The 26,169-nt window shown below is 42.8% G+C and carries 20 protein-coding genes; 10 read left to right on the top strand and 10 right to left on the bottom strand.

All coding sequences use genetic code 11. The features are described from left to right. Positions 1–158: 158 nt before the first annotated feature. The 5 genes from QE417_RS07700 to QE417_RS07680 all read right to left on the bottom strand — a co-directional run bounded on the left by QE417_RS07700 (position 159) and on the right by QE417_RS07680 (position 4,082). Entirely contained in the window at positions 159–521 is a 363-nt protein-coding gene (locus QE417_RS07700; RefSeq protein WP_311948992.1) for a response regulator, read from the bottom strand. 423 nt (positions 522–944) lie between these two features. Further along, complete coding sequence (locus QE417_RS07695; protein WP_311948991.1) at positions 945–1,379, bottom strand: RNA recognition motif domain-containing protein; 435 nt, start codon at positions 1,377–1,379, stop codon at positions 945–947. 58 nt (positions 1,380–1,437) lie between these two features. Next, positions 1,438–2,004, bottom strand: coding sequence for an L-threonylcarbamoyladenylate synthase (locus QE417_RS07690; RefSeq protein ID WP_311948989.1), 567 nt, complete (start codon positions 2,002–2,004; stop codon positions 1,438–1,440). Continuing rightward, positions 1,997–3,124: a glycosyltransferase family 4 protein gene (locus QE417_RS07685; protein WP_311948986.1), complete on the bottom strand. Its 1,128-nt coding sequence runs from the start codon at positions 3,122–3,124 to the stop codon at positions 1,997–1,999. Before QE417_RS07685 ends, QE417_RS07690 begins: the two co-directional genes overlap by 8 nt. A 139-nt stretch (positions 3,125–3,263) precedes the next feature. After that, positions 3,264–4,082 (bottom strand): 2,3,4,5-tetrahydropyridine-2,6-dicarboxylate N-succinyltransferase, encoded by an 819-nt coding sequence (locus tag QE417_RS07680; protein ID WP_311948984.1) that lies wholly within the window; start codon positions 4,080–4,082, stop codon positions 3,264–3,266. A gap of 165 nt (positions 4,083–4,247) precedes the next feature. Between QE417_RS07680 and QE417_RS07675 the strand changes: the two genes are divergently transcribed. From QE417_RS07675 to QE417_RS07665, 3 genes are all read left to right on the top strand, one after another. Next, positions 4,248–5,285, top strand: coding sequence for an acyltransferase (locus QE417_RS07675; protein ID WP_311948982.1), 1,038 nt, complete (start codon positions 4,248–4,250; stop codon positions 5,283–5,285). 72 nt (positions 5,286–5,357) lie between these two features. Further along, entirely contained in the window at positions 5,358–5,795 is a 438-nt protein-coding gene (locus tag QE417_RS07670; protein ID WP_311948981.1) for an RNA-binding S4 domain-containing protein, read from the top strand. Continuing rightward, positions 5,792–6,067: a SelT/SelW/SelH family protein gene (locus QE417_RS07665; RefSeq protein WP_311948980.1), complete on the top strand. Its 276-nt coding sequence runs from the start codon at positions 5,792–5,794 to the stop codon at positions 6,065–6,067. The genes QE417_RS07670 and QE417_RS07665 overlap by 4 nt, the downstream gene beginning before the upstream one ends. Before the next feature lie 93 nt (positions 6,068–6,160). Here QE417_RS07665 and QE417_RS07660 read toward each other — a convergent pair whose 3' ends face one another. Next, positions 6,161–6,631, bottom strand: a complete 471-nt coding sequence (locus QE417_RS07660) for a nucleoside deaminase (RefSeq protein ID WP_311948978.1) — start codon at positions 6,629–6,631, stop codon at positions 6,161–6,163. A gap of 135 nt (positions 6,632–6,766) precedes the next feature. Then, positions 6,767–7,378: an OmpH family outer membrane protein gene (locus tag QE417_RS07655; RefSeq protein WP_311948977.1), complete on the bottom strand. Its 612-nt coding sequence runs from the start codon at positions 7,376–7,378 to the stop codon at positions 6,767–6,769. Between the two features lie 151 nt (positions 7,379–7,529). Between QE417_RS07655 and gyrB the strand changes: the two genes are divergently transcribed. The 6 genes from gyrB (at position 7,530) to QE417_RS07625 (ending at position 14,040) form a co-directional block, all read left to right on the top strand. Continuing rightward, on the top strand, positions 7,530–9,488 hold the full coding sequence (gene gyrB / locus QE417_RS07650) for a DNA topoisomerase (ATP-hydrolyzing) subunit B (protein WP_311948975.1): 1,959 nt from the start codon (positions 7,530–7,532) through the stop codon (positions 9,486–9,488). A 106-nt stretch (positions 9,489–9,594) separates the two neighbouring features. Continuing rightward, entirely contained in the window at positions 9,595–9,933 is a 339-nt protein-coding gene (locus tag QE417_RS07645; RefSeq protein WP_311948973.1) for a PadR family transcriptional regulator, read from the top strand. Further along, the gene (locus QE417_RS07640; protein WP_311948971.1) at positions 9,930–10,592 is read left to right on the top strand and encodes a hypothetical protein; all 663 of its coding nucleotides are present in this window, start codon (positions 9,930–9,932) and stop codon (positions 10,590–10,592) included. The genes QE417_RS07645 and QE417_RS07640 overlap by 4 nt, the downstream gene beginning before the upstream one ends. Then, entirely contained in the window at positions 10,589–11,284 is a 696-nt protein-coding gene (locus QE417_RS07635; RefSeq protein WP_311948968.1) for a hypothetical protein, read from the top strand. The genes QE417_RS07640 and QE417_RS07635 overlap by 4 nt, the downstream gene beginning before the upstream one ends. Before the next feature lie 150 nt (positions 11,285–11,434). Beyond that, entirely contained in the window at positions 11,435–12,139 is a 705-nt protein-coding gene (locus tag QE417_RS07630; RefSeq protein WP_311948965.1) for a 3'-5' exonuclease, read from the top strand. Then, on the top strand, positions 12,136–14,040 hold the full coding sequence (locus QE417_RS07625; RefSeq protein WP_311948962.1) for a DUF294 nucleotidyltransferase-like domain-containing protein: 1,905 nt from the start codon (positions 12,136–12,138) through the stop codon (positions 14,038–14,040). Before QE417_RS07630 ends, QE417_RS07625 begins: the two co-directional genes overlap by 4 nt. A gap of 212 nt (positions 14,041–14,252) precedes the next feature. On the opposite strand, the gene QE417_RS07620 is transcribed toward QE417_RS07625, so the two are convergent. From QE417_RS07620 to QE417_RS07610, 3 genes are all read right to left on the bottom strand, one after another. Beyond that, a complete protein-coding gene (locus QE417_RS07620) occupies positions 14,253–14,678 on the bottom strand; it encodes a retropepsin-like aspartic protease (RefSeq protein ID WP_311948960.1) in 426 nt (141 codons plus the stop codon). 116 nt (positions 14,679–14,794) lie between these two features. After that, the gene (gene tamL / locus QE417_RS07615) at positions 14,795–17,062 is read right to left on the bottom strand and encodes a translocation and assembly module lipoprotein TamL (RefSeq protein ID WP_311948957.1); all 2,268 of its coding nucleotides are present in this window, start codon (positions 17,060–17,062) and stop codon (positions 14,795–14,797) included. Continuing rightward, the gene (locus QE417_RS07610) at positions 17,059–22,239 is read right to left on the bottom strand and encodes a translocation/assembly module TamB domain-containing protein (protein ID WP_311948955.1); all 5,181 of its coding nucleotides are present in this window, start codon (positions 22,237–22,239) and stop codon (positions 17,059–17,061) included. Before QE417_RS07610 ends, tamL begins: the two co-directional genes overlap by 4 nt. Positions 22,240–22,479: 240 nt before the next feature. On the opposite strand from QE417_RS07610, the gene dnaE reads away from it, so the two are divergent. Continuing rightward, a complete protein-coding gene (dnaE, locus tag QE417_RS07605; protein WP_311948953.1) occupies positions 22,480–26,067 on the top strand; it encodes a DNA polymerase III subunit alpha in 3,588 nt (1,195 codons plus the stop codon). Positions 26,068–26,169: the final 102 nt, after the last annotated feature.

Below are 26,169 nucleotides of genomic sequence, written 5' to 3'. Positions count from 1 at the left end.
ATGCAATCCGCAGCATGTTTAAACAAGCCGGATTGCATTTTTTTAAACGAAAGTAACTAATAGATGGTATAATGAGGTAAAGTTTGAATAATAAAGGCTTTACCCTCAGTTTATTAATTTTCGCGGAAACAGCTAATATATGGAATTGAGCAACAAAATTATGCCGCTAACTGTCGCTGAATTTTATTAATGAGCATACTTATATCGAAAGGTTTTGCCAAAAAATCATCAGGGGCACATTCCTGTTTAAGTACGTCGCCTACATTGTGGCTTGCCGAAATCATGATAACCGGTATAGAATGAGTTTTATGATTGAGTTTTACGTTTTTGCACAGGTCGCGCCCGTCTAAACCATTAAGCATAATATCCATTAGTATAAGGTCGGGTTGTGCTTTGTATATAACGTCAAATAATTGATGACCGTCGGCAAGTGTATTTACTTCGTAACCATAATCTTCAAGAACCAGTTGCAAGGCTTCTAAGATGTCCTTGTCATCGTCCACCGCTAATATCCTGCTCATATTATTTATCATGTTGTATGCGTTCGGCTAAAAAAACTTAACTAATTAATGCTTTGCAATTAACACGCCAAACAATCAAATTCAATAAATATAATAAGTTGTAACAGCTATTTACTTTACCATTATGATGTAATTGTTTAATCAAACTTTAATCTCATACCTGAAAACTATAGTCAAATGCTAATATATCTTTACTGATAGCTTATTAAAAACGTAAAAATTAGTTATAAAGATATTTTTGTAAACAGTATTATAAGTTATTAACAGTGTCGTGTTTATTAAACACAAACTGTACTCTAAATAAACTATTATGCTGGCGAGTTTCGCTATTTAGTACAATATTTTGCTCTATTGTAAATAAAACAGGCTGTATGGATTTTTCCATACAGCCTGTTCTTAATATATTTAACGAATAAAAACTTATTACTCCGACAATGGATTGCCTTCGCTATGATTGTAGCCATTGTAATTCCGGTCTTTATAATAATTAGTGTTTTGATTGCTGCTGTGGCCGCGTTGATAGTTATTAGTACCACGATTATAGTCCCCGCCGCTGTTGTTATTATTGCGGTTAAAGGCATCTGTGGGTTTAGGTCTTTCGGTTGCCTGGCTTACAGCCAGATGTTTGTTGTGACCTACGGTTTTCTTATCTAAATGGCTTATGGCGTTAAGGGCGTCTTCATCGTTCAGCATCTCCACAAATGCATAGCCCATGCTACGGCCGGTTTCGCGGTCGGTAATCAGGTTAATGGTAGCAATGTCGCCGTAGGTTATAAATAGCGTGGCTATATCCGTCTCATCATAATTGAGAGGCAATTTGGCAATAAAAATTTTAATGATAGAGGTTTTGATAAACACAAGTTTAGCAAAAAACCTTAACTATCTGTTAAATTTTGAAAAAAGAAAAATCACGAATTTATTTCCTGATAAACTCAAATAAACCGGTAGGATCAATCCGCATAATGGTTGATGGCTTTTTGATGGAAAGATCGTGCTGATCGATATCCACTACATAATCAACCCCCTCAATAATTTCGGGCGCTATTTGCGAAAAGTTTTGTGGCGATGGCTGCCCGCTTATATTGGCCGATGTTGACACCAGTGGCTTACGCATACGCTCAATGAGTTGCTTGCAAAACGGGTGACTTGTAACACGCACGGCAATACTTCCGTCTTCGCTTATTAATGCCGGTGAAATGTTTTTAGCACCAGGCATAACCAGGGTTAATGGGTTTTCGGCAAATTCGATCAGGTCGTAAGCAATGGCAGGTACTTCGCTTATGTAGCTTTCCATTTTGGCATCGATATCGAGCAAAATAATCATGCTTTTTTCGAGAGCACGTTGCTTTAGCGAATATATTTTTTGTATGGCTTCTGTGTTGGTTGCATCACAGCCAATGCCCCAAATGGTATCGGTAGGGTAGAGGATGATACCTCCGTCTTTAATTACTTCGAATGCTTTTTTTACTTCGTCTCTAAGCATGGTTAAGTGTCTTTTGATATAATTGCATAAGCTGGTCTGCCAGTTTTTCGTGGTTGAAGTTTTTGGCGTATTCAAAACCCTTTGTTATCATTTGCTGCCGCAACGCAGGAGAGTTCCAAACCCGGCTAATTTTACGGGCAAGATCCTCGTCGTCGTCGGGGTTTATATACAGGCTGTCGGGTCCACCGGCTTCTTCCAAACACGAGCCTGTGGCTGCAATAACCGGCACGCCCGAGCACAGTGCCTCAATAACCGGTATGCCAAAGCCTTCGTAGCGCGAGGGGTAAACAAAAAGCGTAGCCAGTTGATACAGCACCGGTAACTCATCAAAGGTTACATCGTGCAAAAACGTAACCCTGTAGGCCGTGTTACTTGCGTTGATGAATTGTTTAACTTCTTCAATATAATCGGTGGCTTTGCCCACTACAATAAGGCGAATGCTATCTTTACTTCGGGCAAGGGCTTTAACTAATAATAAAAGGTTTTTGCGCTCTTCAATAGTGCCCACGCTTAAAATATATCGTTTAGGCAGGTTGTATTTTTTGCGAATTTTGGTGCGGTAAGCCTCGCTATTGTATAAAGTAAAGGTATTATCGCAACCCTGGTATATTACTTCAATTTTTGAAGCCGGTATATTGAGCAGTTCAACCAAATCATCTTTGGTTTTTTGGCTTATGGCTACAATGCGGTCGGCAGTGCGGCAGGCGTAAGCTAATTTGGCCTTATAAATCAATCGATCTATCCACTTAAAATACTGCGGAAAGCGCATGAAAATTAAATCGTGCACGGTGAGCACAGTTTTAATGCCGCTTTCTTTTATACTAAATGGTAATTCGTGACTTAAGCCGTGATACAGATCAACCTTATCTGTCCTGAGGTTTTTTACCACCCCCTGACTGCGCCACCATGATGGCAGAAACATGCGGCCGGGCGTTACGGCACAAATATTTTTTAGCTTACTTAATTCGTTTTTATGGCGATTATCGCGTATACGAGGTGTGTACAAACGATATTGATTTTCGGGGTGAAACTGTACCATGCTCTTAATCAACCAGCGGCTGTAATTACCCAGCCCGGTATTGTTTAAAAAAGCGCGTTTGGCATCGTACCCTACTATCATTTAGTTATCAGTTGAACTTGGCCGAAAAAGAATATGTCATTGCGAGCGATAGCGTGGCAATCTCAGCTTGATTACACCTTGCATTAGGAGATTGCCACGCTATCGCTCGCAATGACACGGGTTTAATTATAGATACAACTTAAACAGCAACATTGTTGTCTCTCAATGCATCATTAAGAGATGTCTTTTTATCAGTTGATTCTTTACGTTTGCCGATGATCAGGGCACACGGAACCTGATATTCACCTGCTGGGAATTTTTTGGTGTAAGAACCTGGTATTACCACCGAACGGGCAGGTACGCGGCCTTTATATTCAATAGGGGTTTCGCCGCTTACGTCGATAATTTTGGTTGAGGCCGTTAAAACCACGTTAGCACCTAATACTGCTTCGCGCTCAACATGTACGCCTTCTACCACAATGGCACGTGAGCCAATAAAGCAGTTGTCTTCAATAATTACCGGGGCAGCTTGTACGGGTTCTAACACGCCGCCTATACCAACACCGCCACTCAGGTGAACATGCTTGCCAATTTGAGCGCATGAGCCTACAGTAGCCCAGGTATCAACCATGGTGCCTTCGTCAACAAACGCACCAATGTTTACATATGATGGCATCATGATAACGCCTTTTGCTAAATGTGCACCGTAACGGGCAATAGCATGAGGTACTACGCGTACACCGGTTTTCTTGTAATCGGTTTTAAGTTTCATTTTGTCATGAAACACAAACGGGCCTACTTTAATTTCTTCCATCTCGCGGATAGGGAAGTAGAGTATTACAGCTTTCTTAATCCAGTCGTTAACGTGCCAGCGGTTAGTAATCAGCTCGGCAACGCGTAGTTCGCCTTTGTCAAGGCGCTCTATAACTGTTTCTACAGCATTAACATAGTCGTTTCCGTTAAGTAATCCCCGGTCTTCCCAGGCATCTTCTATCATTTTTTTTAAAGTAGCGGCCATTTCAAAAGTTTTCGCAAATAAAGGGATTTTTGAGCAAATTTAACAGTATTACCCTAAACAAGGGTTACAATGTATTTAGCATATTATTGTGCTTTAAAGTTAATTAGTAACGCCCGTCATTATTTAAAAAGATACTCTATATTTAGCTGTAATTATTAAACAAACATGAATCAACCTTTACCCGCAGCAAATACAACTGCAAACAGCCGTTCGGCATCATTAGATATTTTAAAGGTAATATCAATAATAGCCGTAGTGTTTATACACGGTAACAGCATGATTAAGTTTAATCCTACCGCTTTTGATATAAGCCACCAGGGTATTAAAATGTGGGCCGATGCTTTCCGGTTTTGTGTTCCGGTATTTATTTTCCTGTGGGCGTTCTTTGCCGAAAAATCTTTAATCAAAAAAGGTTCGGGCTCTTCATTTTCGAGGTTTTTTAAGCTGCTAATTCCGTTTCTGTTTTGGTCGGCAGTGTATTTTTTCCTGTTAGGAAAGCATAAAGGATTGAATATTGTATCTATCATTAGTAAATATTGGGTAGGATACGGCTGGTCGGGTCAATACTACTTTATTATACTTTTTCAGTTGCTGTTGTTGTTTCCGCTCATTAGCAAAATTACCCGGCCATTAGTGAACCGCCCGGTGGTATTGTATGTAATATCGCTGGTGTTCTTTGTAGCGGTATCATACTCTGGCTGGTTAAATATTAATATTGTAGGCAAAATAAGCGATCGTGCTTTTGTGTATTGGCTGCCCTATGTGGTATTGGGAATAGCTTTTGCCCACAACAAAGATGCTATATTTAAAGTGCCGGTTTGGCTGGCTGTAATATCAGTAGTTTTAATGCCCTTAGAGGTATACCTTCACCCTGAAGATGCAAGCCCGTATTTGTTTCCGAGTGTGTTTGTGGTGGCTATGCTAATTGCCAACTCGGCTTTTAGTCACAATCTCACTTATAATGAAATTAATAGGGGGACGGGTAATGTCATTCAAAATATTGCCCAAAATACTTTAGGTATATTTTGTATAAACCCGCTCATTATTGCGTTTTTCCCGAGGCTTACCAAGCTTGGCGAATTAAGTTTTGCCGGATGTTCCATCATTCTGCCCATACTTTCAACCATCATAGTAACGGCGGTGAGTTGCCTTATTATTTATATTTTGAAGCGTGTTAAACTGGCCGTTTTAGTGGCTAATTAAATTTAGGGTCACACTGTTATGCCGGCCAATGCTTAACATTATTAAACAATAGTGTTAATTTTGTATTGAACTATGCCAGAAAAAGAGAAACTACGAATAGATAAATACCTGTGGTCGATACGTTTGTTTAAAACCCGTACCCTGGCCACCGAAGCTTGCAAAGCGGGCCGTGTTAAGCTGAACGGGCAAAACATCAAAGCATCGCATGAGGTAAAAGTTGGCGAAACCTACAATGTGTCGAAAGGCCTGGAGCGCAAGATCATCACCGTAACAGGTTTGCTGGAAAACAGGGTGGATGCTAAAAAGGCAGTTGAGTTTTATGCTGATTTAACCCCGGCCGAAAATAGTACGGCTTTTAAATCGATGTTTAACGCGCCGATGCTTCGCCGTGACCGTGGTGCCGGACGCCCCACCAAACGCGATCGCCGCGAGATTGACGATTTGCAGGAAGGATATTTTACCCCGCCACCCCCTCAAGGTGGAACAGAAGCAGAGGAGACAGAGGATTGAAACCTATCATCAGTATAGAATACTGCCCAAAATGTGGTTGGATGCTCCGGGCGGCTTACATGGCGCAGGAGTTGTTAACCACTTTTACTGATGATGTAAATGGTGTGCTTCTCAAACCAAGCGAAGTAAGCGGAAGCTACATCATTAGCATTGATGGCACAGAAATATTTGATCGCAAAACCGAGGGCCGTTTCCCTGAAATTAAGGAGTTAAAACAGTTGGTGCGAGACGTGGTAAACCCCGGAAAGAGCTTGGGACACTCGGATAGGTAGCGAAACTAGAGCCAAGAGCCAAGAATCAAGAGCCAAGACAATACTGCTTAGTAATTCATCTTGGTTCCTGGCTCTTGTCTCTTACTTCTCTTCTCAATAGTGTGTTTTCCCTTCGTGAATTTCCCAGGCTTTAAAAGCGCCTAAGGCTTCATCGCGTAGCATTTCTACTACGGGTACTTTGCGCTCGCTTTTGGGGCGGTCGAGTTCTTCATAAATAAACTGGTCGTCGAAACCTATTGCGGCTGCATCGGCCTTGTTATTGGCGTAGTAGATCTTATCGATACGGGCCCAGTAAATAGCGGCCAGGCACATGGGGCAAGGCTCGCAACTGGTATAAATTACGCTGCCTTCTAAACTGAAATTATTTAATTCCTGGCAAGCCAGCCGTATGGCCGATACTTCGGCATGTGCGGTAGGGTCGTTTGTGGGTACTACCTTATTGCCGCTTGCTCCAATCACTTTGCCATCTTTAACTATTACGGCACCAAACGGGCCGCCTAAGCCCTCGGCTACGTTTTTTTCTGAAAGCGCAATAGCCATGCGCATGTATGTTTCGTGGTTCATTAGCCCCTCCCAACCCTCCCCAGGAGGGAGGGCTTTTGATAATTTGTTTATAAAAATAAATGCCTTCTGTGTATTTAACAGAAGGCATTGAATATTGTGTTTCCCTCCCTCCCGGGGAGGGTTAGGGTGGGGCAATTATTTCTTATCCTTAGCGTAAGCTTCGTTCAGTTTTTTAACTACATCGGCAGTAATATCTAAGCTGGCATCTCCATATAAAATACCGCTGTTGCCTTTTTGGTAGGTCATTACCATTTTATAGCCTTTTTCTTTAGCATAGGTTTTTAAAAACTCAGCTACTTTTTCGTATAATTTAGCTTGCTCGCCAGCTTGCTCTTGTTGCACTTGTGCGCCTGCATTTTGCTGGTAAGCCTGTAACTCCTGTTGTTTACGTGCTAAACGTTGCTCGGTAGCCTGGCGCTGGTCTGCAGCCATAGTTTGAGCCGATTTTTGATATTCGGCAACTTCACGCTGAAAAGCCTGGCCCTTGCTTTGCAGATCGGCCTGTGCGGCTTTACCTTTTTTTTCCAGGCGGTCGGCCATATCTTTAAAGTAATTGTATTTATTCAGTAAGGTATCTGAGTTAACAAATACAATATCGCCGTTTTTGAGGTTATTGTCGGCTGTTGCAGTGGTGGTTGTAGCTGCGGCTGGTTTATCAGCGGTTTTGTTTTGGGTACAGGCAGCTATGCTTGCGGCTACCAGTAAGCTTAAAGTAATTTTCGATATTATCGAAGCAGGGTTCTTCATCGTGCTCAATTAAAAAAATTTTCACAAATATATAATTTCATCATCACTATCCTAATGTTTTTAATGACCTGTTAGTGACGTGGTAAGTTATCAACACTAATCATAATTTGGGCATTTATGCGTATATTTGTTAGTTATATTAAACTTAAACATGAGCGAAGAAAATCAGGATAGATCAAATTATTCAGCAGATAATATTCAGGTTCTGGAAGGCTTGGAAGCAGTACGCAAAAGACCTTCCATGTACATTGGCGATACAGGTGTTAAGGGTTTGCACCACCTGGTGTACGAAGTAGTGGATAACTCCATTGATGAGGCTATGGCCGGCTACTGCGATACTATTAAGGTTACTATACATGAAGGTAACTCAATTACGGTTGAGGATAATGGCCGTGGTATACCTACCGGCATTAATACCAAAGAAAATAAATCGGCTCTCGAGATCGTAATGACCGTGCTGCACGCCGGTGGTAAATTCGATAAAGATACTTATAAGGTTTCGGGTGGTTTGCATGGTGTGGGTGTATCATGTGTTAACGCGCTATCTACCCACCTGGTTACGCTGGTACACCGCGAGGGTAAAGTTTTTACCCAGGAGTACGAACGTGGCAAACCTATGTTTGAAGTAAAAGCCATTGGCGAATCTGACCGTACGGGTACCATACAATGGTTTCAGCCCGATCCGGAGATTTTTACACAAACCATCGAATACAAATATGATACGCTGGCCGCGCGTTTACGCGAGCTTGCCTTTTTAAATAAAGGTATACGCTTAACTTTAACAGATGAGCGTGTTACCGAAGAAGATGGTTCATTCCAAAGCGAAGAGTTTTACTCTGAAGGCGGATTGAAAGAGTTTGTTAAGTTTTTAGATGGTACCCGTGCACCTATTATACCCGAGCCTATTTATGTAGAAGGTATTAAGCAAGGCATACCGGTTGAACTGGCTTTGCAATACAACGAAACTTATAGCGAGAACGTACACTCTTACGTAAATAACATTAACACCATTGAAGGCGGTACGCACGTAGCCGGTTTCAGAATGGGTTTAACCCGTACTCTAAAGGCCTATGCCGATAAATCGGGTTTGCTGAAAAATGTTAAGGTTGACATTACCGGCGATGACTTTCGTGAGGGGTTAACTGCTATTATATCGGTTAAGGTTGCCGAGCCTCAGTTTGAGGGGCAAACCAAATCTAAGCTGGGTAACAGCGAGGTGAGCGGGGCAGTAAACGTTGCCGTAGGCGAAATTTTAGGTATCTACCTTGAAGAGAATCCTAAAGAGGCTAAAATGATTGTTAATAAGGTTATTTTAGCTGCAACAGCCCGTGCCGCTGCCCGTAAGGCGCGCGAAATGGTGCAACGTAAAAGCGTAATGAGCGGCTCGGGTTTACCAGGTAAACTGGCCGATTGCGCCAACAGCGACCCGAAAGTTTGCGAAATATACCTTGTCGAAGGTGACTCGGCGGGTGGTACTGCCAAGCAGGGCCGCGCGCGCGATTTTCAGGCTATCCTGCCGTTGAGGGGTAAAATCCTGAACGTGGAGAAAGCCATGGAACACAAGATCTACGAAAACGAGGAGATCAAAAATATGTTTACCGCCCTGGGTGTAAGCATAGGTACTCCAGAGGATGATAAAGCGTTAAACCTTACCAAACTCCGTTACCATAAAGTAATCATCATGACGGATGCGGACGTGGATGGCTCGCACATTACTACATTGATTTTAACCTTCTTCTTCCGTTATATGAAGGAGCTGGTTGAGAATGGTTATGTATATATAGCTTCGCCGCCGTTGTACCTGGTAAAAAAAGGTAAGGAGTTTGAATATTGCTGGAACGACGAGCAGCGTAATGCCGCTATACAGCGTTTAAAAGGTGCCGGTAAAGAAGATAGCGTACACGTACAGCGCTACAAAGGTTTGGGTGAGATGAACGACGTGCAGTTATGGGATACTACCATGAACCCTGCCACGCGTACTTTGCGCCGTGCTACAATTGAAAACGCCGCCGAGTGCGATCATACCTTCTCGATGCTGATGGGTGATGAAGTTGCCCCGCGCCGTGAGTTTATTGAAAAGAATGCCAAGTATGCGCGTATTGATGCATAATAAGCTATTTAAATATAGAAGCCTCGCTGAACAAGCGGGGCTTTTTTATGATAAATAACAATGCATAGTTTTCTTATGTATATAATAAAATTATATATTTGCTTTCATGAGTACAAGTCCGCTATTAAAGGGTACGCTTCAAACCATTATTCTCAAACTATTAGAAGATAATGAGCAGATGTATGGTTATGAAATAACCCAAAAAGTAAAAGATCTTACCGCCGGCGAGATGAAGTTAACTGAAGGGGCCCTTTACCCCGCCCTGCACAAACTGGAGGCGGATGGTTTATTAGAGACTTTTAATGAGGTAGTTGATAACCGTGTACGCAAATACTATCGCCTTACTACGCATGGCGGCCAGCAGGTAAGCAATAAGCTGCAAGAAGCCCAGGCATTTATTGAGCAGTTACAACTGATCCTTAATCTTAAAACTCAAAACTCATGAAAATAACAGAACAGGAGCAGCAAGACATTAAAAGTGTTCTTTGGCAAAATATAAAATTTCGCGAAACTATTGATGAAGTATATGACCATATCCTCTCTTCTGTAGAAGAGATGCCTACAGAAGGTAACCCCGGTGCTATAGCCCGTAACATTATCAATACCGAGTTTGGTGGGTGGGATGGCATAAAAGAGTCGGAGCAGGAACGGTTGAAAGCTGTACGAAAGTATGTTGGAAACCGGTTATGGCAATACATTAAAAATTGGTTTAGCCTTCCATTAATTTTGCTCACAGTTTTAATTGCAATAGGTATTTATAATATGGCAGGATATATTCCGCGTAGGGTGTTATTCTTAGTAGTGTTTGGAATTGCTATGATGCCTTTACCTTATTGGTTAAAAATAGCTCCCTGTAACCGTTTTAGTAAAAAATACAAGCCATCAATAAAAGAATGTATTGCCGAAAGAATAGCAACTTTTGGAATCAGCATATTTAATTGTCTTTTGTTTTTACCAGGTGTTTTACTGAATGATGAGAATTATAAATTTTTAAGAGATGGGCATATTGCAATTATAACGCCTGTGGTTATACTGTATCTTATATATGGTATAAGTTCGGTTAAGGTTTTAAAAGAAGACCTTAGAATTTCTGTAGTAAAATGAAGCTTTCCTCCGCAGATATTAATGAAATAAAAGCCTTCATCAGCAAACGTGGCTTTACTGAGCCCGATTTGCAAATGGAAATTACAGACCATGTAGCCTGCCGGGTAAAAGAAATTATTAGCACCGAACCCCAAACCTCACTCACGCAGGCCATCAACATTACTCATTCTGAGTTTGGCGTTATGGGATTTAGCGTATTTGAGGATGCCATGCGCAGTAATTTGCAAAAGCGATATTTTAAACTTTTCATAAACTTTTGGCTCGGTAATTTTAATTTCAAAACATTGCCTTTGATGGTGAGTGTTGTTTATTTGTGTAGCATTGTTTTTCGCGTAATACATAAACCCGAAATGATTTTTAACGTAACGGGCTTATTGTTAATTGGCGGATTGGTTGTGCATGGGCAATTTAACTCTGTGCGTTTTAAGCGCTACAATAAAATGCTCACCTTTAAAATGGGTAGTTCATTTTTAATAATAAGCGTTGCCTTGTTTCAACTATATAACTTGCTAATTATTCAACTGGAGGTATATAAGCAGCTCAATACAATCATGCTTGGGGTATTTTACGGTTTTGTAATGGTATTGCTTTTAGCTACTATTTATACCGTTAACAAAGCGCAGCAACACGCGGTAGACAGTTGTATAGAATTGGAAGAGAAGTATAAGCTTATTAAATCTTCAACTATATAAAAGTGCTGTAGCTCAAGCAAAATTAAACGTTTAGGAACACAACTTAATCGAACATTACTTGTTGTAAAATTACTATTTTGCACAAGTATTCTGCGGCTTACATACTAACCAATTATAAGGCTAAAGCAGTTTACATAAATATGCTAAGCTGTGACCGATTATTTGTTATTTGTAGATATTGAAGCTTCGGGCCTCCCAATAAACTGGAACTCACCATACTCTGAAGAAGGGGCGTGGCCATCAGCTGTGCAAATTAGTTGGTTGGTATACACCCAACAGGGCGAAGAAGTTAAGCGTGAAGATCATTACATTCGTAATACCGATTTTGTAATTACACCCGCCTCCATGGAAATACACGGAATTAATCCGGGTATATTGGGTATTAAAGGCGAAGACCGTAAGCTTGTTATGCAATTATTGGCTAACGATCTTAATCAATATCAGCCTACTGTAATAGGTCATTTTGTGCAGTTAGATTATCATATATTGGGTGCCGATTTTTACAGGGCCGGAATAGAGAACCCCTTAGTAAACCTGCCGGTTTTTTGTACAATGATAGCCACCACACAACTGGTTTGGAACCCCATGCCAAAAAACCTGCTATTGGGCGATCTATATTCATACCTTTTTTACAAGCCGCTGCAAAATCAGCATAATGCCCTCTCTGATGCCGGTGCTGCAGCCGACTGTTTTTTTGAGCTGCTTAAACGGGGCGAGATCAACGACAAGTTAATGGAGCAGCAGCTAAAGCATGCCAATATCAAAAATCTTCATACAAAATCGGGCAAGCTGTTTATGTTGATTGTTCCCGTGGTTATATTAGCACTACTTGTTTTATTTGCGTATTACTTATGAGCGAGCGTGTAAAATACCTGCAACAAATTACTCCTTTTAACCTGCTGCCTTTAGATGTTTTGGAGGAGGTAGCTACAAAGCTTGAAGAAATTTCTTATCATAAGGACAAGGTTATCTATCAGCAGGAAATATCAAAGCTTAAAGGCGTTGATATTATTGTAAAAGGCGAATACGAATCTTTTTTTTACGATAGTGTTCAAAATAAGCGCCTGATAGAGCATCACCAGCCGGGTTTTTGCTACGGGGGAGTGTCGGTATTATTGAACCGTCGTTTATCTCTGCGTACAGTTATCGCCAAAAAGGGAACGCTGGTTTATTTTCTGCATCGTAAAGATTTCAGGGTTCTTTGCAAAACTTATGAAGATTTCTTTCTGTACTTTACTGCCGAGTTTGGCAAGCGCATGCAAAATGAGGAGTTCGTACACTTTTTTAAACAACCTGCCGCCTACGACCAAAGTTATATGGCTGCCGATCAGCTCTATTCGCGCAAAATTGAAAGTGTTGAATATCGCGCCATTGTGCATTGCAGTAACACAACGCCAATTTACGAGGTAGCCAGGCAAATGGCGGCTCATAAGGTAAGCTGCCTGTTTGTAACCAATGAACAAAACCAAATTATAGGCTACGTAACCGATATTACCCTGCGCGATAAGGTAATTGCCGGACAAAAAAACTCATCAGATGAAGTAAGCACTGTTATTGATAATCCTATTGTGGGAATTGATATTGAGGCCTATGTTTACGAAGCTTTACTGATGATGTTTAGCACCAAAACCCGGTATTTACTGATTAAGAAAGATGGTGAATATGTGGGTTTTTTAAGTCGCAATAAGTTATTGAGCGAGCAGGCACAATCGCCATTGGTTTTCATCCAATCAGTAAAATCGGCTGTTAGCGATGAGGAATTAAAGCGTAAATGGGAATCGGTACCGCATTTTGTAAACCAGCTGCTTGAACGCGGGGTAAATGCTCAAATTGCCAACCAGGTTATTAGTACCATTGCCGATACCATCGCTCAAAAGGTAATTGAAAGGGTGATAGAAAGGGTGGGACCACCGCCTGCAAAATTCGTATTTATGGTTTTAGGCAGCGAGGGGCGAAAGGAGCAAACCTTTAAAACCGATCAGGATAATGCCATTATATACGAAGATAAAGCAAACGAGCACCGTGAAGAAGTACGTGAGTACTTCCTCGACTTTGCCACACAGGTATCGGGCCGGTTAAACGGTATTGGTATTGATTATTGCTCAGGCGGTTTTATGGCGCAAAATCCTAAGTGGACACATTCGCTTTCGCACTGGAAACGCAATTATGTAAGCTGGATGGCCGAATCTTTACCCGAAACGGTAATTAATTTTTCAACTTTTTTCGACTGCCGGTTTGTGTATGGCGATGAAAATATCATTACGGAGCTGAAAGAGTTTTTAGATAAAGAGTTGCAAAAGCCTATGGAAAAGCTGTTTCATAACATGGCCATCAATGCACTGCAATACGAACCACCGCTAACCTTCTTTAAAAATATACGCACCTTTACTAAAGATAAACGGGAAGTATTCGACATAAAAAAGGCCATGACGCCTATTGTAGACCTGGTGCGTGTGTACTCGCTTAAAAATCGGGTGTTTGAAGTAAATACAGGTGAGCGTATGAAAGCACTGCGTAAACTTGAGGTGTTCAATGAAACGGCTTATCACGAGCTGTCGCAATCGTATTACTTTTTAATGAGTATGCGCCTTAAAAAGCAGGCTCTTCAAATTATCCAGGATAAAACGGCCCCCGATAACTATATCGATCTATCAACCCTTACCAAAATTGAACAGGTGACCTTAAAGGAGATTTTTAAAGTGATAGGTAACTTCCAGGTGAAAATAAAGATGGACTTTACGAATAGTGTGTTTTAGTGTGTAGAAGCAAGAGTTAAGAACAAAGAAATAGAATCACCGCCACGTCATTGCGAGACAGCAGGGGAAGGGAATTGGATGTCGAAGCAATCTGGAAGTTGAGAGCAGAAACTTGAGTAATTGCAGTGCCTATAAAATATGTGAGATTGCTTTGACGGCACCGCACAAGTCGCTGCTGTCACACAAAGACGTAATTTGTAAACAAGTAATTGTCACACTTCCAGCTTTAACCTCTTTTTCCCATAATCAATAACCGCTTTATACTGCATCAAAATATCACCACCTAAAACGCCCAATACTTCGGGATGATTGAGCTGCGCATAAGCCTGGTTTATTGTTGAAAGATCTAAAACGGCAACCTCAAAGTCGGGTAGTTCCAGCCGTCCAATGTTAAAAACGGGTACTACTGCTGTGAATGATTCCATGCTCAGAGTTCCTAACCCTGCAGATAAGCGGTGTGTTGCCTCCATAACGATAGATTTGTTGGCTTTAGCAAGTAACTCATGATCGAATACGGTTTTTGACGCACCAGTGTCAAGCACTACATTATACTTTTTGCGGCCAATTTTTACATTTACCAAGAGGTGATAGCCATCGCCCTGCATATCGATTACCTGTAGTGGAATGTTCACTTTCATAGTAGCCAAAGGTAGGGCAATGAATTTTATATGTTGATCAAAAAACAAAAAAGTCCTTTCTCTCAGTAATAGAAAGGACTTTAGGTATGTAAAGAATATATGGATTTTCGATCCGTTTAGAACGGATACCCTATAGCTAAGTTAAATACCATTTTGTCGTAATTAACGGCTTGGTTGCTTTGGTTAAATGGTTTGGTTAACGGGAAGCCAAAATCGGTACGCAGTACCAGCACACTTGCGTCAAAACGAAGGCCGAAGCCCACATCGGTTGCCAGTTGGCTTAAGAAGTTACTGCTGAAAGTACCGCCCGGCTGATGGCCGCGGGCGTTCCAGATGTTACCTGCATCGGCAAATAAGGCACCATAAACAATACTGAATAAATGCGGACGATATTCTATACTGGCTTCCAGTTTTATATCGCCCGATTGATCGGCAATAAAGCCCGAGTTGCCATTTACATATTGAGTTGGATCGACCGTGCCCGGGCCAATTGAACGTGCCCTGAAACCGCGTAAACTGTTGGCTCCGCCTATAAAGAACTGCTGGCTGTACGGTAATATGGTGGAGTTGCCAAGAGGTATACCCGCGCTGGCAATCATGCGTGCTGCAAAGGTGCTTTTTACACCCAGTTTATGAAAGAAACGTATTTCGTTTTCTAATTTAACATACTGGTTAAAGTTTGTACCAAATACTTTTTTAGCATTACCAGCCAACGTATCGGCACCGGTAACTAAGCCGGTTAACATACCCGATGTGCTGATACGGCCATTATAATAAACCGAGTTTGTTCGATAAGTTTCGGTAGTATTAGTGTAAGTGTAACTATAGCTTGGCCCAAAAGTAAACTGAGGATCAATTACATGCTTAAGTGTTGGATTTCCGGTACTTGCAATGCTATCAGTATACTCTTGAGAAACGTTTCTTGGTTTTACATAAGTTACGTTTAACAGGTTTAGCTCATGACTTGTATGGGCGCTTTGTTTCCAGTTGTAACCAAATGAACCATTTATCGAGCTTAAATTATACAATCCGCTGCGGTTTATGATTGAATAACCGCCGGTAAGATTAGTACGGGGTATATATGCATTATCAGCCTTAAAGTTAAACGGACTAATAAAGCGCGGCCAAGATAGGGTAGCCTGGGCACCATATTGGTAAAGAGCATTGCCACCACCGGCATTGCCCGATATTTGACCGTCGGTACTGCCAAAAACAGTAATAGTCAAGGCTTCGGCACCTAAAAATGCATTACGGTGACGCCAGTTTACGTTAACCTGGGTACCGTTAAAGTTGGCCGATGTTGTACGCGCCAAAGCATCAAACGATAACGACTTTTTAGGGTATTGGGTTAGGAAGTAAAATACATTCAATTTAGCCGAATCGGTTGATACATCCTCAAAGCGGTTTTTTACAAATTTATAGGGCCCTAACTCTATAAAGCGGCTTAAGGAGTTGGTATGATCGGTACGGTTGTAAACTTCGCCAGGGTGCAGTAGTACGGTGTTTTTGAACGCGTAAGGGCGTATGGTACGTCCACGGCGGCTGTCAATTACGTTATACCAGTTGTAAGGCACTTTATCTTTCAAGCGCAACGAAGTATCGCGCAGGGTATATGCGGGATAAATGTATATGTTATCAATGGTATAAATGCGGCGCGCACGTTCGCTCACCTCGTCTTTAACCTTTACATAGCCATCAACCTCGTGGTTGCCCACGGTGCTGTCAACCCGCAAAATCAGATTTTCGGGAGCAAAGTAATAAAAGCCTTTTTCCTTAACACGGGCGTCGATACGTAAACGTTCGGCCTTGATAGCATCTAGGTTATAAGGCTCCCCTTTTTTAAGGATGGTTTGCGCCTGGGTACCGGCAACGGCGGTATCCAGTGGGTCTTTACTGTTTGAAGGCCATATAATGTTACGATATTTATAAGATGGGCCCGCAGATATAGTATACACCGCTTTAGCCACTTTCTCTTTGCCAATGGTATCGCCGGTTACCTGCGCCTGAAAATAGCTGCGGTTTTGCAAGCGGTTTTGCAATATCGAACCATTTTGAGCTAAATCAATAGCGCTTACCAGCACAGGAGGCTCGCCAAATGTAGTGCTGATCCAGTGTTTAAATCCTTTGGTTTTGTTGGTCTTAAACTTTTCGTACACCCATAACTTAAAACGGAAAGGGCCTATTTTACCATTTGGTTCAGGACGCAATAAAGTTTGCAAATCACTTTTTAAAAGGCTTTGTTCTTTTTTGGAAATGTCTTTATCCGTAAATTTTATCTCGGCACCTGTGTATAGTTTTTGCCCGGCGGGCAGGTTTTTAGTAGTACTGCACCCACTTGCAATTATGGTTAAGGTTAATAGGGTATATATAGATTTTTTAATCATAGTTCAAAAGTAGATATGCTTTCGGTTGAGGTGCTGTCCGTAGATGTTTTCTTAGGCTCATCGGCAGGTTGCTGGTCTTTTTCTTTTTGCTCCTGCTGCTCTTTTTTCTCTTTTTCTTCGCGTTTACGCTCACGTATCAAAGCGCGTTCTTCACGACTGGTTTTCGAGAAAATTTCCTTAAATCGGTTATAGTCAACATTAAGCGAGAAGCCCACACCGGTTTCAATTACCTGCCCCTGTATCACAATATATTGATCGCGGCGGTAAGCGCGCAGGGCGTAACGACCATCTTTGGTTAGGCGATAGTTAAGCATTACATTACCCGCAATGGTACTGGTACGCTGGCCAGGCTGTTGTTTACCCTCAAGCATAAAGTTATTGCCTACGGTAACGGTCAGCCTGTCATTCAGGAAACGTTTGGATAAGCCCACGTTCAGGTCGGTACGGTTTTGTTCGGTACCGGTTGAATAATCCTGGCCCGATTGCAGGTCGAAGTTGAGATCTACCCCGCCAATAAGATCACCTGCCAGTTTATTTAACTGGCTTGATAATAAACCACTCACGCTGTTACGGATAGTGCCTTCAACACCGGCACTTCCACCCTGGCTTTGCAGCGGGTTATCGCCAATAAAGTGGCCGAGTACTAATACGCCCAATACCTGTTTGTTCATTTCGTTAGGGTCGCGACGTACCTGCTCTAAACGTGTATTTACGGTAGTAATTACAGTTTGCGGTACAGTGTAATTACTATCAGGCAGTATAATATCGAAGCTGATTTTTGGTGTTAGCAGCTTGTCCTGCATGTTCAGGTTTACATTGAACGGGAGTTTTTGCTTATACACCGTGCTGGCCGCATCAGTACCGCCCGATTGATTTTCGATCAGATCTATAGGAGGAACGTTAGCCAGGTAAATGGCCGTTAAATTCACATTAGCATCGGTTGGGTCGCCGTTCCAAACAATGGTGCTGCCTTGCTTAAATTTAAACAGGCGGCTCACCGGGCCGTATGATAACTCGTACGAACCTTGATTAACCGTATAAGTGCCGGTTAAATTAATTTTACCACTTGGGTCAATACCTGCACTTAATTGGGCATCACCTTTAATGTGTACTACGTCGCCGTTACGTTCGTCAATTACGATGTTAAAGTTGGCCTCTTTGCTCACATTAATGGTGGCATTCACATCCAATCCGGTCAATTCTGATTTACGTAACGAGTCCAGCCTTTTAGCCAGCAAAATTGAGTCGAGTTTTGGCGCATCGGCATCAATAAATTCAACTACGCCTTTACGGTCTTCAATACTTGGGTCGGTTGTAGGCAATACAAAAGTCATGTCGGTTGCCGGGTCAACGGTTAGGCTGGCGTCAACCACGGGTTTAGCCATATCCCCGCGTATTTTTACACGGGTGTCAATAAACAGCTTGCCATAAAATAACCTGTTATCGGCCTGGGTAGAATTTACCGCGCGGAAGTTGGTGGCATTAATATCCAGCCCAAAGCTAAAATCTTTGTAAGTTTTGGTGTAGATGGCGCCGCTTATAACAGCCTTATTACCGGTAGAATCAACCATGGTAAAATCGTTAAAACGGATGCCCTCATTGTTGAAGCTAATGCTCTCTTTAGGCATGGTAAAGTACGAATTGAGCATCGATACATTAAAGCCAACCTGGTTAAAGTTAACATCGCCACGTACAGTTGGTGCGCTGGCACTGCCGGTGATTTTTAAGCCACCGGTAATGTTACCTGTTGCTCTGCGTATGCTGCCAAAGCTAAACCCTTCAATGCTCTTCATGCTCAGGTTTACAATGTTGAGGTTCATGTCTAAGCGGCCTTCGGGCGTATCGGTGTAGTACATACCGGTTAGATCTACCTGGTTGCCTTTGCCGGTGATGCTCACATTAGCCGCATAGGCATTAGCGGTTTGGTTATTTACCTTAATAGCTATATTGCCTACGGTATCACCCTTAAAGTTAAAGTCGCCCACATTCATATCGGCCACAAAAACAGGAGAGGCCTGCAGGTTGCTTACGGTAGCATTACCGTTAATGGTACCACCTACCAATAATGAGTCTTGCTGGGCCAAACGGGTAAGCGTTTCGATATGGAAGTTGTTGAAATTAACGGTAAGAGGCGCATTTAACTCCTGCGGATTGCTGGTCACGCTCAGCACCTGGTTGTTTTGGCTGATGGAAAAATCGCGGGCCATAATACCCTTACTGCCATAAAAGAAAGCATTGTTAGGATTTACCGCCCATGCCATATAATCTAACAAAAGCCCGTTTTGCAAAAAGTTGAACTGGTATTGATTAGGCAATACACTAAACACACCCGCAATGCGGTAACGCTCTTTACGGGCGGCATCACGTATTTGCAGGTTGAGGTTCAACTTGTCGTTTTGGGCGCTACCGGTTAGGCCGGGATATAAGAGCTTTAAGCTTTCGCCTACTTTTATTTGGTCGAACGTAAAGCCGTAGTTAAGCGCATTGTTATTGGTGTTAATATTGATCTTGCCGTTATCTACAGTATTAGTGCCATAAATAACTTTAGGTATGCTGCCGTTTACCAATAACTCACCCGACTGGCTGTCGAACTTTCCATTAATTATTACCGGATCGAGTTGCTTTAAATCGGGCACGAACTGGGTTATCAATGGTGTTTTCACCATCTTCATATCAAAGCTAAACTGCTGTGGTGAGTACTTAACTGGTTTGGCTTTGGTTTGCACTGCCGGAGCAGCTGCCAATGCGGTATTGAAATACTTATTAATATTATCCTGTAAGGCAGTACCAATTTCGGTAAGCTTGTATTTGCCACCCAAATGTGCGGTAAGGAAAGGCGTTGTAAGGCGTAGGCTGCTGCTATCGGCATTGGCGGTTGATACTACGCTAACGGTGTCCAACTGTATGCGCTGATCTTTGTTTACCAACAGCATGTCGGTTAGTAATACATTACCGTTCAAGTAATCCGGATCGGCGGTTGGCAAATCGGCCACCAACTTGCCATGGAAACGTATATCATCTTTAACAAAGTTTAACCGTTGCAGGTTAACACTATCTACCATTAAGGTGGCATTAACCGACGGATACTTTTTATTCATATTTGCCTTAGCATCCAGTGAGAAGGTAATGTTAGGATCGCGCATGGTTGCTTTGGCCACATAAGCACCGTTTCGGGCGCTACCTTTGGCTACCAGGTTGCGGTAATTGTATCCTTGTATTTGGGCGCTGGCCACGTTGGTGCTAAAGTCTACGTTCAGGTTTTTAGGGTCGATGCCTGCACCTTTAACAGTAGCGGTAAGATTTAGCTTACCAACCATTTTAGGCTGTTTGGTAAGTGCACCGGCATTCAAATTAATTACTTTGGCATTAGCTGCATAGCTAATTCGCTTCATATCCATGGCGTTCCGCACGTTGGCAGCCAAAGCAACATTACCATAGCTCGAACGCAGATAAATTTGCGTTCTCAGGTCTTTCATGCTGCCTCTAACCTTGCCATTAAAGCTCATGCGCTCAGGTATGCTCACAGTAGGCGGTATGGTGCCACGCGGCGCTAAGCGATTAATATCGCTACGGCTGGTGGTAAAATCGGCGAGATTTACATCAAAGTAAGCCTTATTAACATCGGGCATGCCTTTTAGCACTGCCGATGTTTTGATGTGGGTGTTTGATAAGCCCCAAACCTCAAAGTTTGATATGCGTAAATCATTTACCTTACCGGCCACACGACCGTTTATCCTGAATAATGCACTTGGCGTACTGCGGAAAGGTTCCATGCTGGCCATGGTAGGCATCAGCAGCAATACATCTCGTAAGCCAATGCGGGTGCCATCAACGTTGGCGTTAAGGCTTAACAGGCCAATGTTTTTGGTGATAGCTTCGATAGAAGGGTAGGCTACCTCTACATTACGTTGAATAACGGTATTTGGGGTTTCTACATAAAGGTCTTTCAAGTAAGCGTTTTTCGCGCCGTACATAAAACTAGTGCGGAACTCTTTTAAATTAAAGCCGCTTTTATCACTAAAAGTAAATTGATTTACCTTACCGGCAATTGTATCGGGACTGTATGAAAGGTCTTCAATATCAGTGCTCAGGCCTTTAATATCCATGTGGCCAAAATCCAAACCACGGCGTAAAGGGGCCTGGGCATCATTATCAAACTTAATGTCGTTATTGGCAAAGCTAATTTTACCAATAGTGGCACGCCATGGTTTGTTGCTTTGCGGCGGGGTAACAAGCGTATCTATTTTTTTAGCGGTTTCAACCACGGCTTTGACTACGGTTGTGGGTTTAGCTAAGCGTAAGCCAGCTTTAGTATCATTTAAGGTGATGCTTTTAATGCCGACGTTTTGGTTTTTAAGGTCGATGTCGTTCATCTCCACCAAAAACTTACCGAGATTAACGTCGGCTTTCATTTCGTTGGTGCGGTAGTCAACCTTAATGCGGTTAACATCAATGGTTCCTAAATCGAGCGTAAGGTTGAGTGGGGTAGTGGCGGTATCAACGGTGGCGGCCTGTGCAACTGATGAACCCGCCGGAGTTTGAATAATACGTGCGTTAACATCCGAAAGATTGATCTTCGGGATGCTGAACTTCATTTTATCCAGGTCAAAATCTTTAATACGTGTATCAAAATGGCCTAAAAAGAATTTAACGTCGTTGCCGGTGGTTACATCTTTATAGGCAATGTTAATGCGGTCGAGAATGATTTTGTCGAGCGATATTTTAAGGGTAGAGGTAGTATCTTCGGGTTTGGGCTCTTTTTTAGCTTCGCCGGCAAAGGCTTTCAGTATATAGTCAAAGTTAAACGTGCTATCGGCTCCGCGGCTTACTTTGGCGGTAATGCCTTGCAGGTTTATTTCGTTTACTTCAACTTGGCTTTGCAGCAGTTTCATCATGCTGATGTCTACCTTCAATTCGTCGCCGGCAATCAGCGTGTCGCGTTTCTGGTCTTCGAAGTAAACATCTTTTAGCACCAGCATTTTTGGGAAGCCAATAGTGATGTGACCAATTTCAACCTTGGTGCCAATTTTACCTTCTAAAAAAGTAACAGCTTTGTTTTTTGCAAACTGTTGTACGGCTGGTACCTGTATTAAAATAACTACAAGCAGCACCAGAAATATGACACTCGCAACTATCCAAAGAATGGTTTTTAAAGCTATACGTCCAAATTTTCCCAATTTATTATATTTTGTAGATGAAGAATAGTGTAGTACAAGCTGTACAACAAAGCACATGCCTTAGCGGCTAAAAATGATGAGAGCAACGGCAAATTGCTTATAAAACTTTGAAGCGGGTAAAAAGTTTTTTTATAGCTGTAAATCTTAACAACTTACGTTTTATGTCAGTAACTTTTACCGGCTAACGGGTTATCGCGGTGGGGTTTTTCGTACTTTTGCATCGCTGAAAAGGATTTTGTTATGCCCGATTTTTCCCACTTACACGTACACACCCAGTTTTCACTTTTAGATGGTGCTGCCGATATATCAAAGCTGTATAAAAAAGCAGCTGCTGATGGTATGAAAGCCCTAGCCATTACCGATCATGGTAACATGTTCGGGGTGTTTAAGTTTGTGGCCGAAGCCGCCAAGCACAATGTAAAACCCATTGTGGGCTGCGAGTTTTACGTGGTAGAAGACAGGCATAAAAAGCAATTTACCAAGGAGAAAAAAGACGTTCGTCACCACCAGTTATTGCTGGCTAAAAATCCGCAGGGATATAAAAATCTTATTAAGCTGTGCTCATTGGGGTACATGGAAGGCTTGTACAGCAAATGGCCACGTATCGATAAAGAGCTTATCCTCAAATACCACGAAGGGCTAATTGCCACCACCTGCTGTATAGGTGCTTCGGTGCCGCAGGCAATCCTCAAAAAAACAGAAGAGGAGGCAGAGACTGAATTTAAATGGTGGCTGGATATTTTTGGTGAGGACTACTATATTGAAGTTCAGCGCCATGAAATACCTGAGCAGGAAATTATAAATAACACGCTGCTCAAATTTGCTAAAAAGTTCAACGTGAAAGTTATTTGCTCTAACGATTCGCATTACGTGGACCAGCAGGATGCCAATGCACACGATATTTTGCTGTGCGTAAACACCGGCGATATGCAAAGCACCCCCATTGCTACCGATGATGAAGGAGGCAAGGGCTACCGCTTTGGTTTCCCTAACGACCAGTTTTACTTTAAAACCCAGGCCGAAATGGGGCAGCTGTTTCATGACCTGCCCGAATCATTAGATAATACCAACGAAATTGTGGATAAGGTAGAGGTGCTGAAGCTGAAACGCGACATCATGCTGCCCAATTTCCCTATACCGCCGGAGTTTAAGATACATGATGGGCCCGAGTCGGACGTGCTGAACCAGTGGGAATATCTCAAGCACCTTACCATGACAGGTGCGCGCGAACGGTACATCGATTTTACGCCCGAGGTAGAGGAGCGCATTAACTTTGAGCTGTTCACCATTAAAACCATGGGTTTTGCGGGGTATTTCCTCATCGTGGCCGATTTTATTAAGGAAGGCCGCAACATGGGCGTGTTCATCGGGCCGGGCCGTGGTTCGGCAGCGGGATCGGTGGTGGCTTATTGTACGGGTATTACCAACATTGACCCTATCAAGTATAACCTCCTGTTCGAACGTTTCCTGAACCCCGACCGTAAGTCGATGCCCGATATTGATACGGACTTTGACGATGCCGGCCGCCAAAAGGTGATCGACTATGTGGTTGACAAATACGGTAAAAACCAGGTAGCACAAATTATTACCTACGGCTCCATGGCTGCCCGTACCAGTATACAGGACGTAGGCCGGGTGCTGGATATGCCCCTGAGCGACGTGAATGCCATGAAAAAGTTAGTGCCCGATACCCTGGGCATTAACCTTAAACAGGCCATTGAACAGGTGCCCGAGCTGAAAGCCATTAAAGAGGGTAACGATTTAAAGGCAACCGTACTCCGAGAGGCCGAAAAGCTGGAGGGCTCCGTACGTAACACGGGGGTACACGCGGCGGGTATTATCATTGCGCCCGACGACCTTACCAACATAGTACCCGTTGCCACGGCCAAGGACTCGGACCTGCTGGTAACCCAGTACGACGGCCGTGTAATTGAAGATGCAGGTGTAATTAAGATGGACTTTTTGGGCCTTAAAACCCTTACCATTATTAAGGATGCCCTGCGCATGATCAAACAGAACCACGATGTTTCGATAGATATAGATTACATACCCTTAGACGATCAACAGACTTACGAACTATACCAGCGTGGCGATACCAATGGCACCTTCCAGTTTGAGAGTGATGGTATGCAAATGTACCTGCGCGATTTGAAGCCCGACAGGTTTGAGGATTTAATTGCCATGAACGCCCTGTACCGCCCGGGCCCAATTGAGTATATACCCAGCTTTATTAAACGTAAGCACGGTTTAGAAGAAGTTAGCTTCGATTTGGACGATATGGAGGAGTATCTGGGCGAAACCTATGGTATTACCGTATACCAGGAGCAGGTTATGCTTTTGTCGCAAAAACTGGCTGGCTTTAGTAAGGGCGATGCCGACGTTTTGCGCAAGGCCATGGGTAAAAAGCAAATTGAGGTTCTAAATAAAATGGAATCGCAGTTTATGGAGGGCGCAATGGCTAAAGGCCACGCTAAAGATAAACTCACCAAGGTTTGGAACGACTGGAAGGCCTTTGCCCAGTACGCTTTCAATAAATCGCACTCAACGTGTTATGCTTTTGTGGCCTACCAAACGGCTTACTTAAAGGCGCATTACCCGTCAGAATATATGGCGGCGGTATTGAACAACCAGAATAGTATCGATAAAATATCCTTCTTTATGGAGGAAACCCGCCGCATGGGCATCAACGTGTTAGGGCCCGATGTTAACGAGTCGGACCTGGCCTTTGCGGTAAACAAAAAAGGCGATGTGCGCTTTGGCCTAACCGGGGTAAAAGGTGTGGGCGAAAAGGCTATTGAAAGTATTATTGATGAGCGTAACGAACGCGGGCCGTATAAATCGGTATTTGATTTTGCCCAGCGCAGTAACACCCGTAACGTTAACAAAAAAGCCTACGAGAATTTAGTTTACAGTGGTGCATTCGATAGCTTTGGAATGAACCGTGCCCAGTTTTTTGCCAAAACCGAGAACGGTCTGCTAACCGGCATAGAGCGTTTGATTAAATATTCTAACGACTATCAAAATACCCAAAGCAGCTCACAATCGTCGTTATTTGGCGGTACTGTGGAAGCCTATATACCCGAGCCTGCCCTGCCGGTTAGCGAAGAATGGCCGCTGATAGAAAAGCTGAAGTACGAAAAGGATATCATTGGTATTTATTTAACCGGTCACCCTTTAGATAATTACAAACTGGAGCTGGAACGCTTTTGCCAAAACCGGGTATCAGACCTTAAAGTACTGGTAACCATGCGCAGCGGCGATACTGCCCCGGCAGATATTGTAGAGCGTTTTGCGCAATTGCGCCGCCAGGGCGAGCTGAGCATTGGCGGCCTGATGGCCAACGTGCAGCATAAAATGACCAAAACGGGTAAACCGTTCGGCACGTTTGTAATTGAAGACTATAACGATAGCTACGAATTTGCCCTCTTTGGCGATGATTACATCAAATTCCGCAACCTGCTGGGCGATGGCTTTTTTGTTCAGATAAAAGGCAACGTAGAAGAAAAATACCGCCAAAAAGATAACTGGGATATGCGCCTGAGTGCCATAAACCTGCTATCAGAGATGCGCGACAAAATGACCAAATCGCTCACTATTTGTATGCACCTGCACAGTTTGAACGATGATATGGTTCACAGTCTTAACCAACTGGTAGAGGTAAACAATCAAAAGTACGAGGTGAAAAACTGTGCCCTGCGCTTCATGATCAAAGACGGCGAGGAGAACCTCTTTATTGATTTGCCATCCAGAACCATGAAGGTAAACCCAAGCGATGATTTAATTGCCGGCATTTACAATTTGACCAATGTGCAGCCGATGTTGAAGTAGGGGGTTAAGAATTATGAGTACAGAGTCAGGAATCAGGATAGGAGTGTTTAAAGTTATTGTAATTTCGACAGATGAGGAGTATTTTTGAAGCGATTTTTTAAT

Origin of the sequence: Mucilaginibacter terrae (assembly GCF_031951985.1) — a bacterium.
Taxonomy (GTDB): domain Bacteria; phylum Bacteroidota; class Bacteroidia; order Sphingobacteriales; family Sphingobacteriaceae; genus Mucilaginibacter; species Mucilaginibacter terrae_A.
Note: the sequence above shows the minus strand (reverse complement) of the source record. Positions and strands in the feature narration are given on the sequence as shown.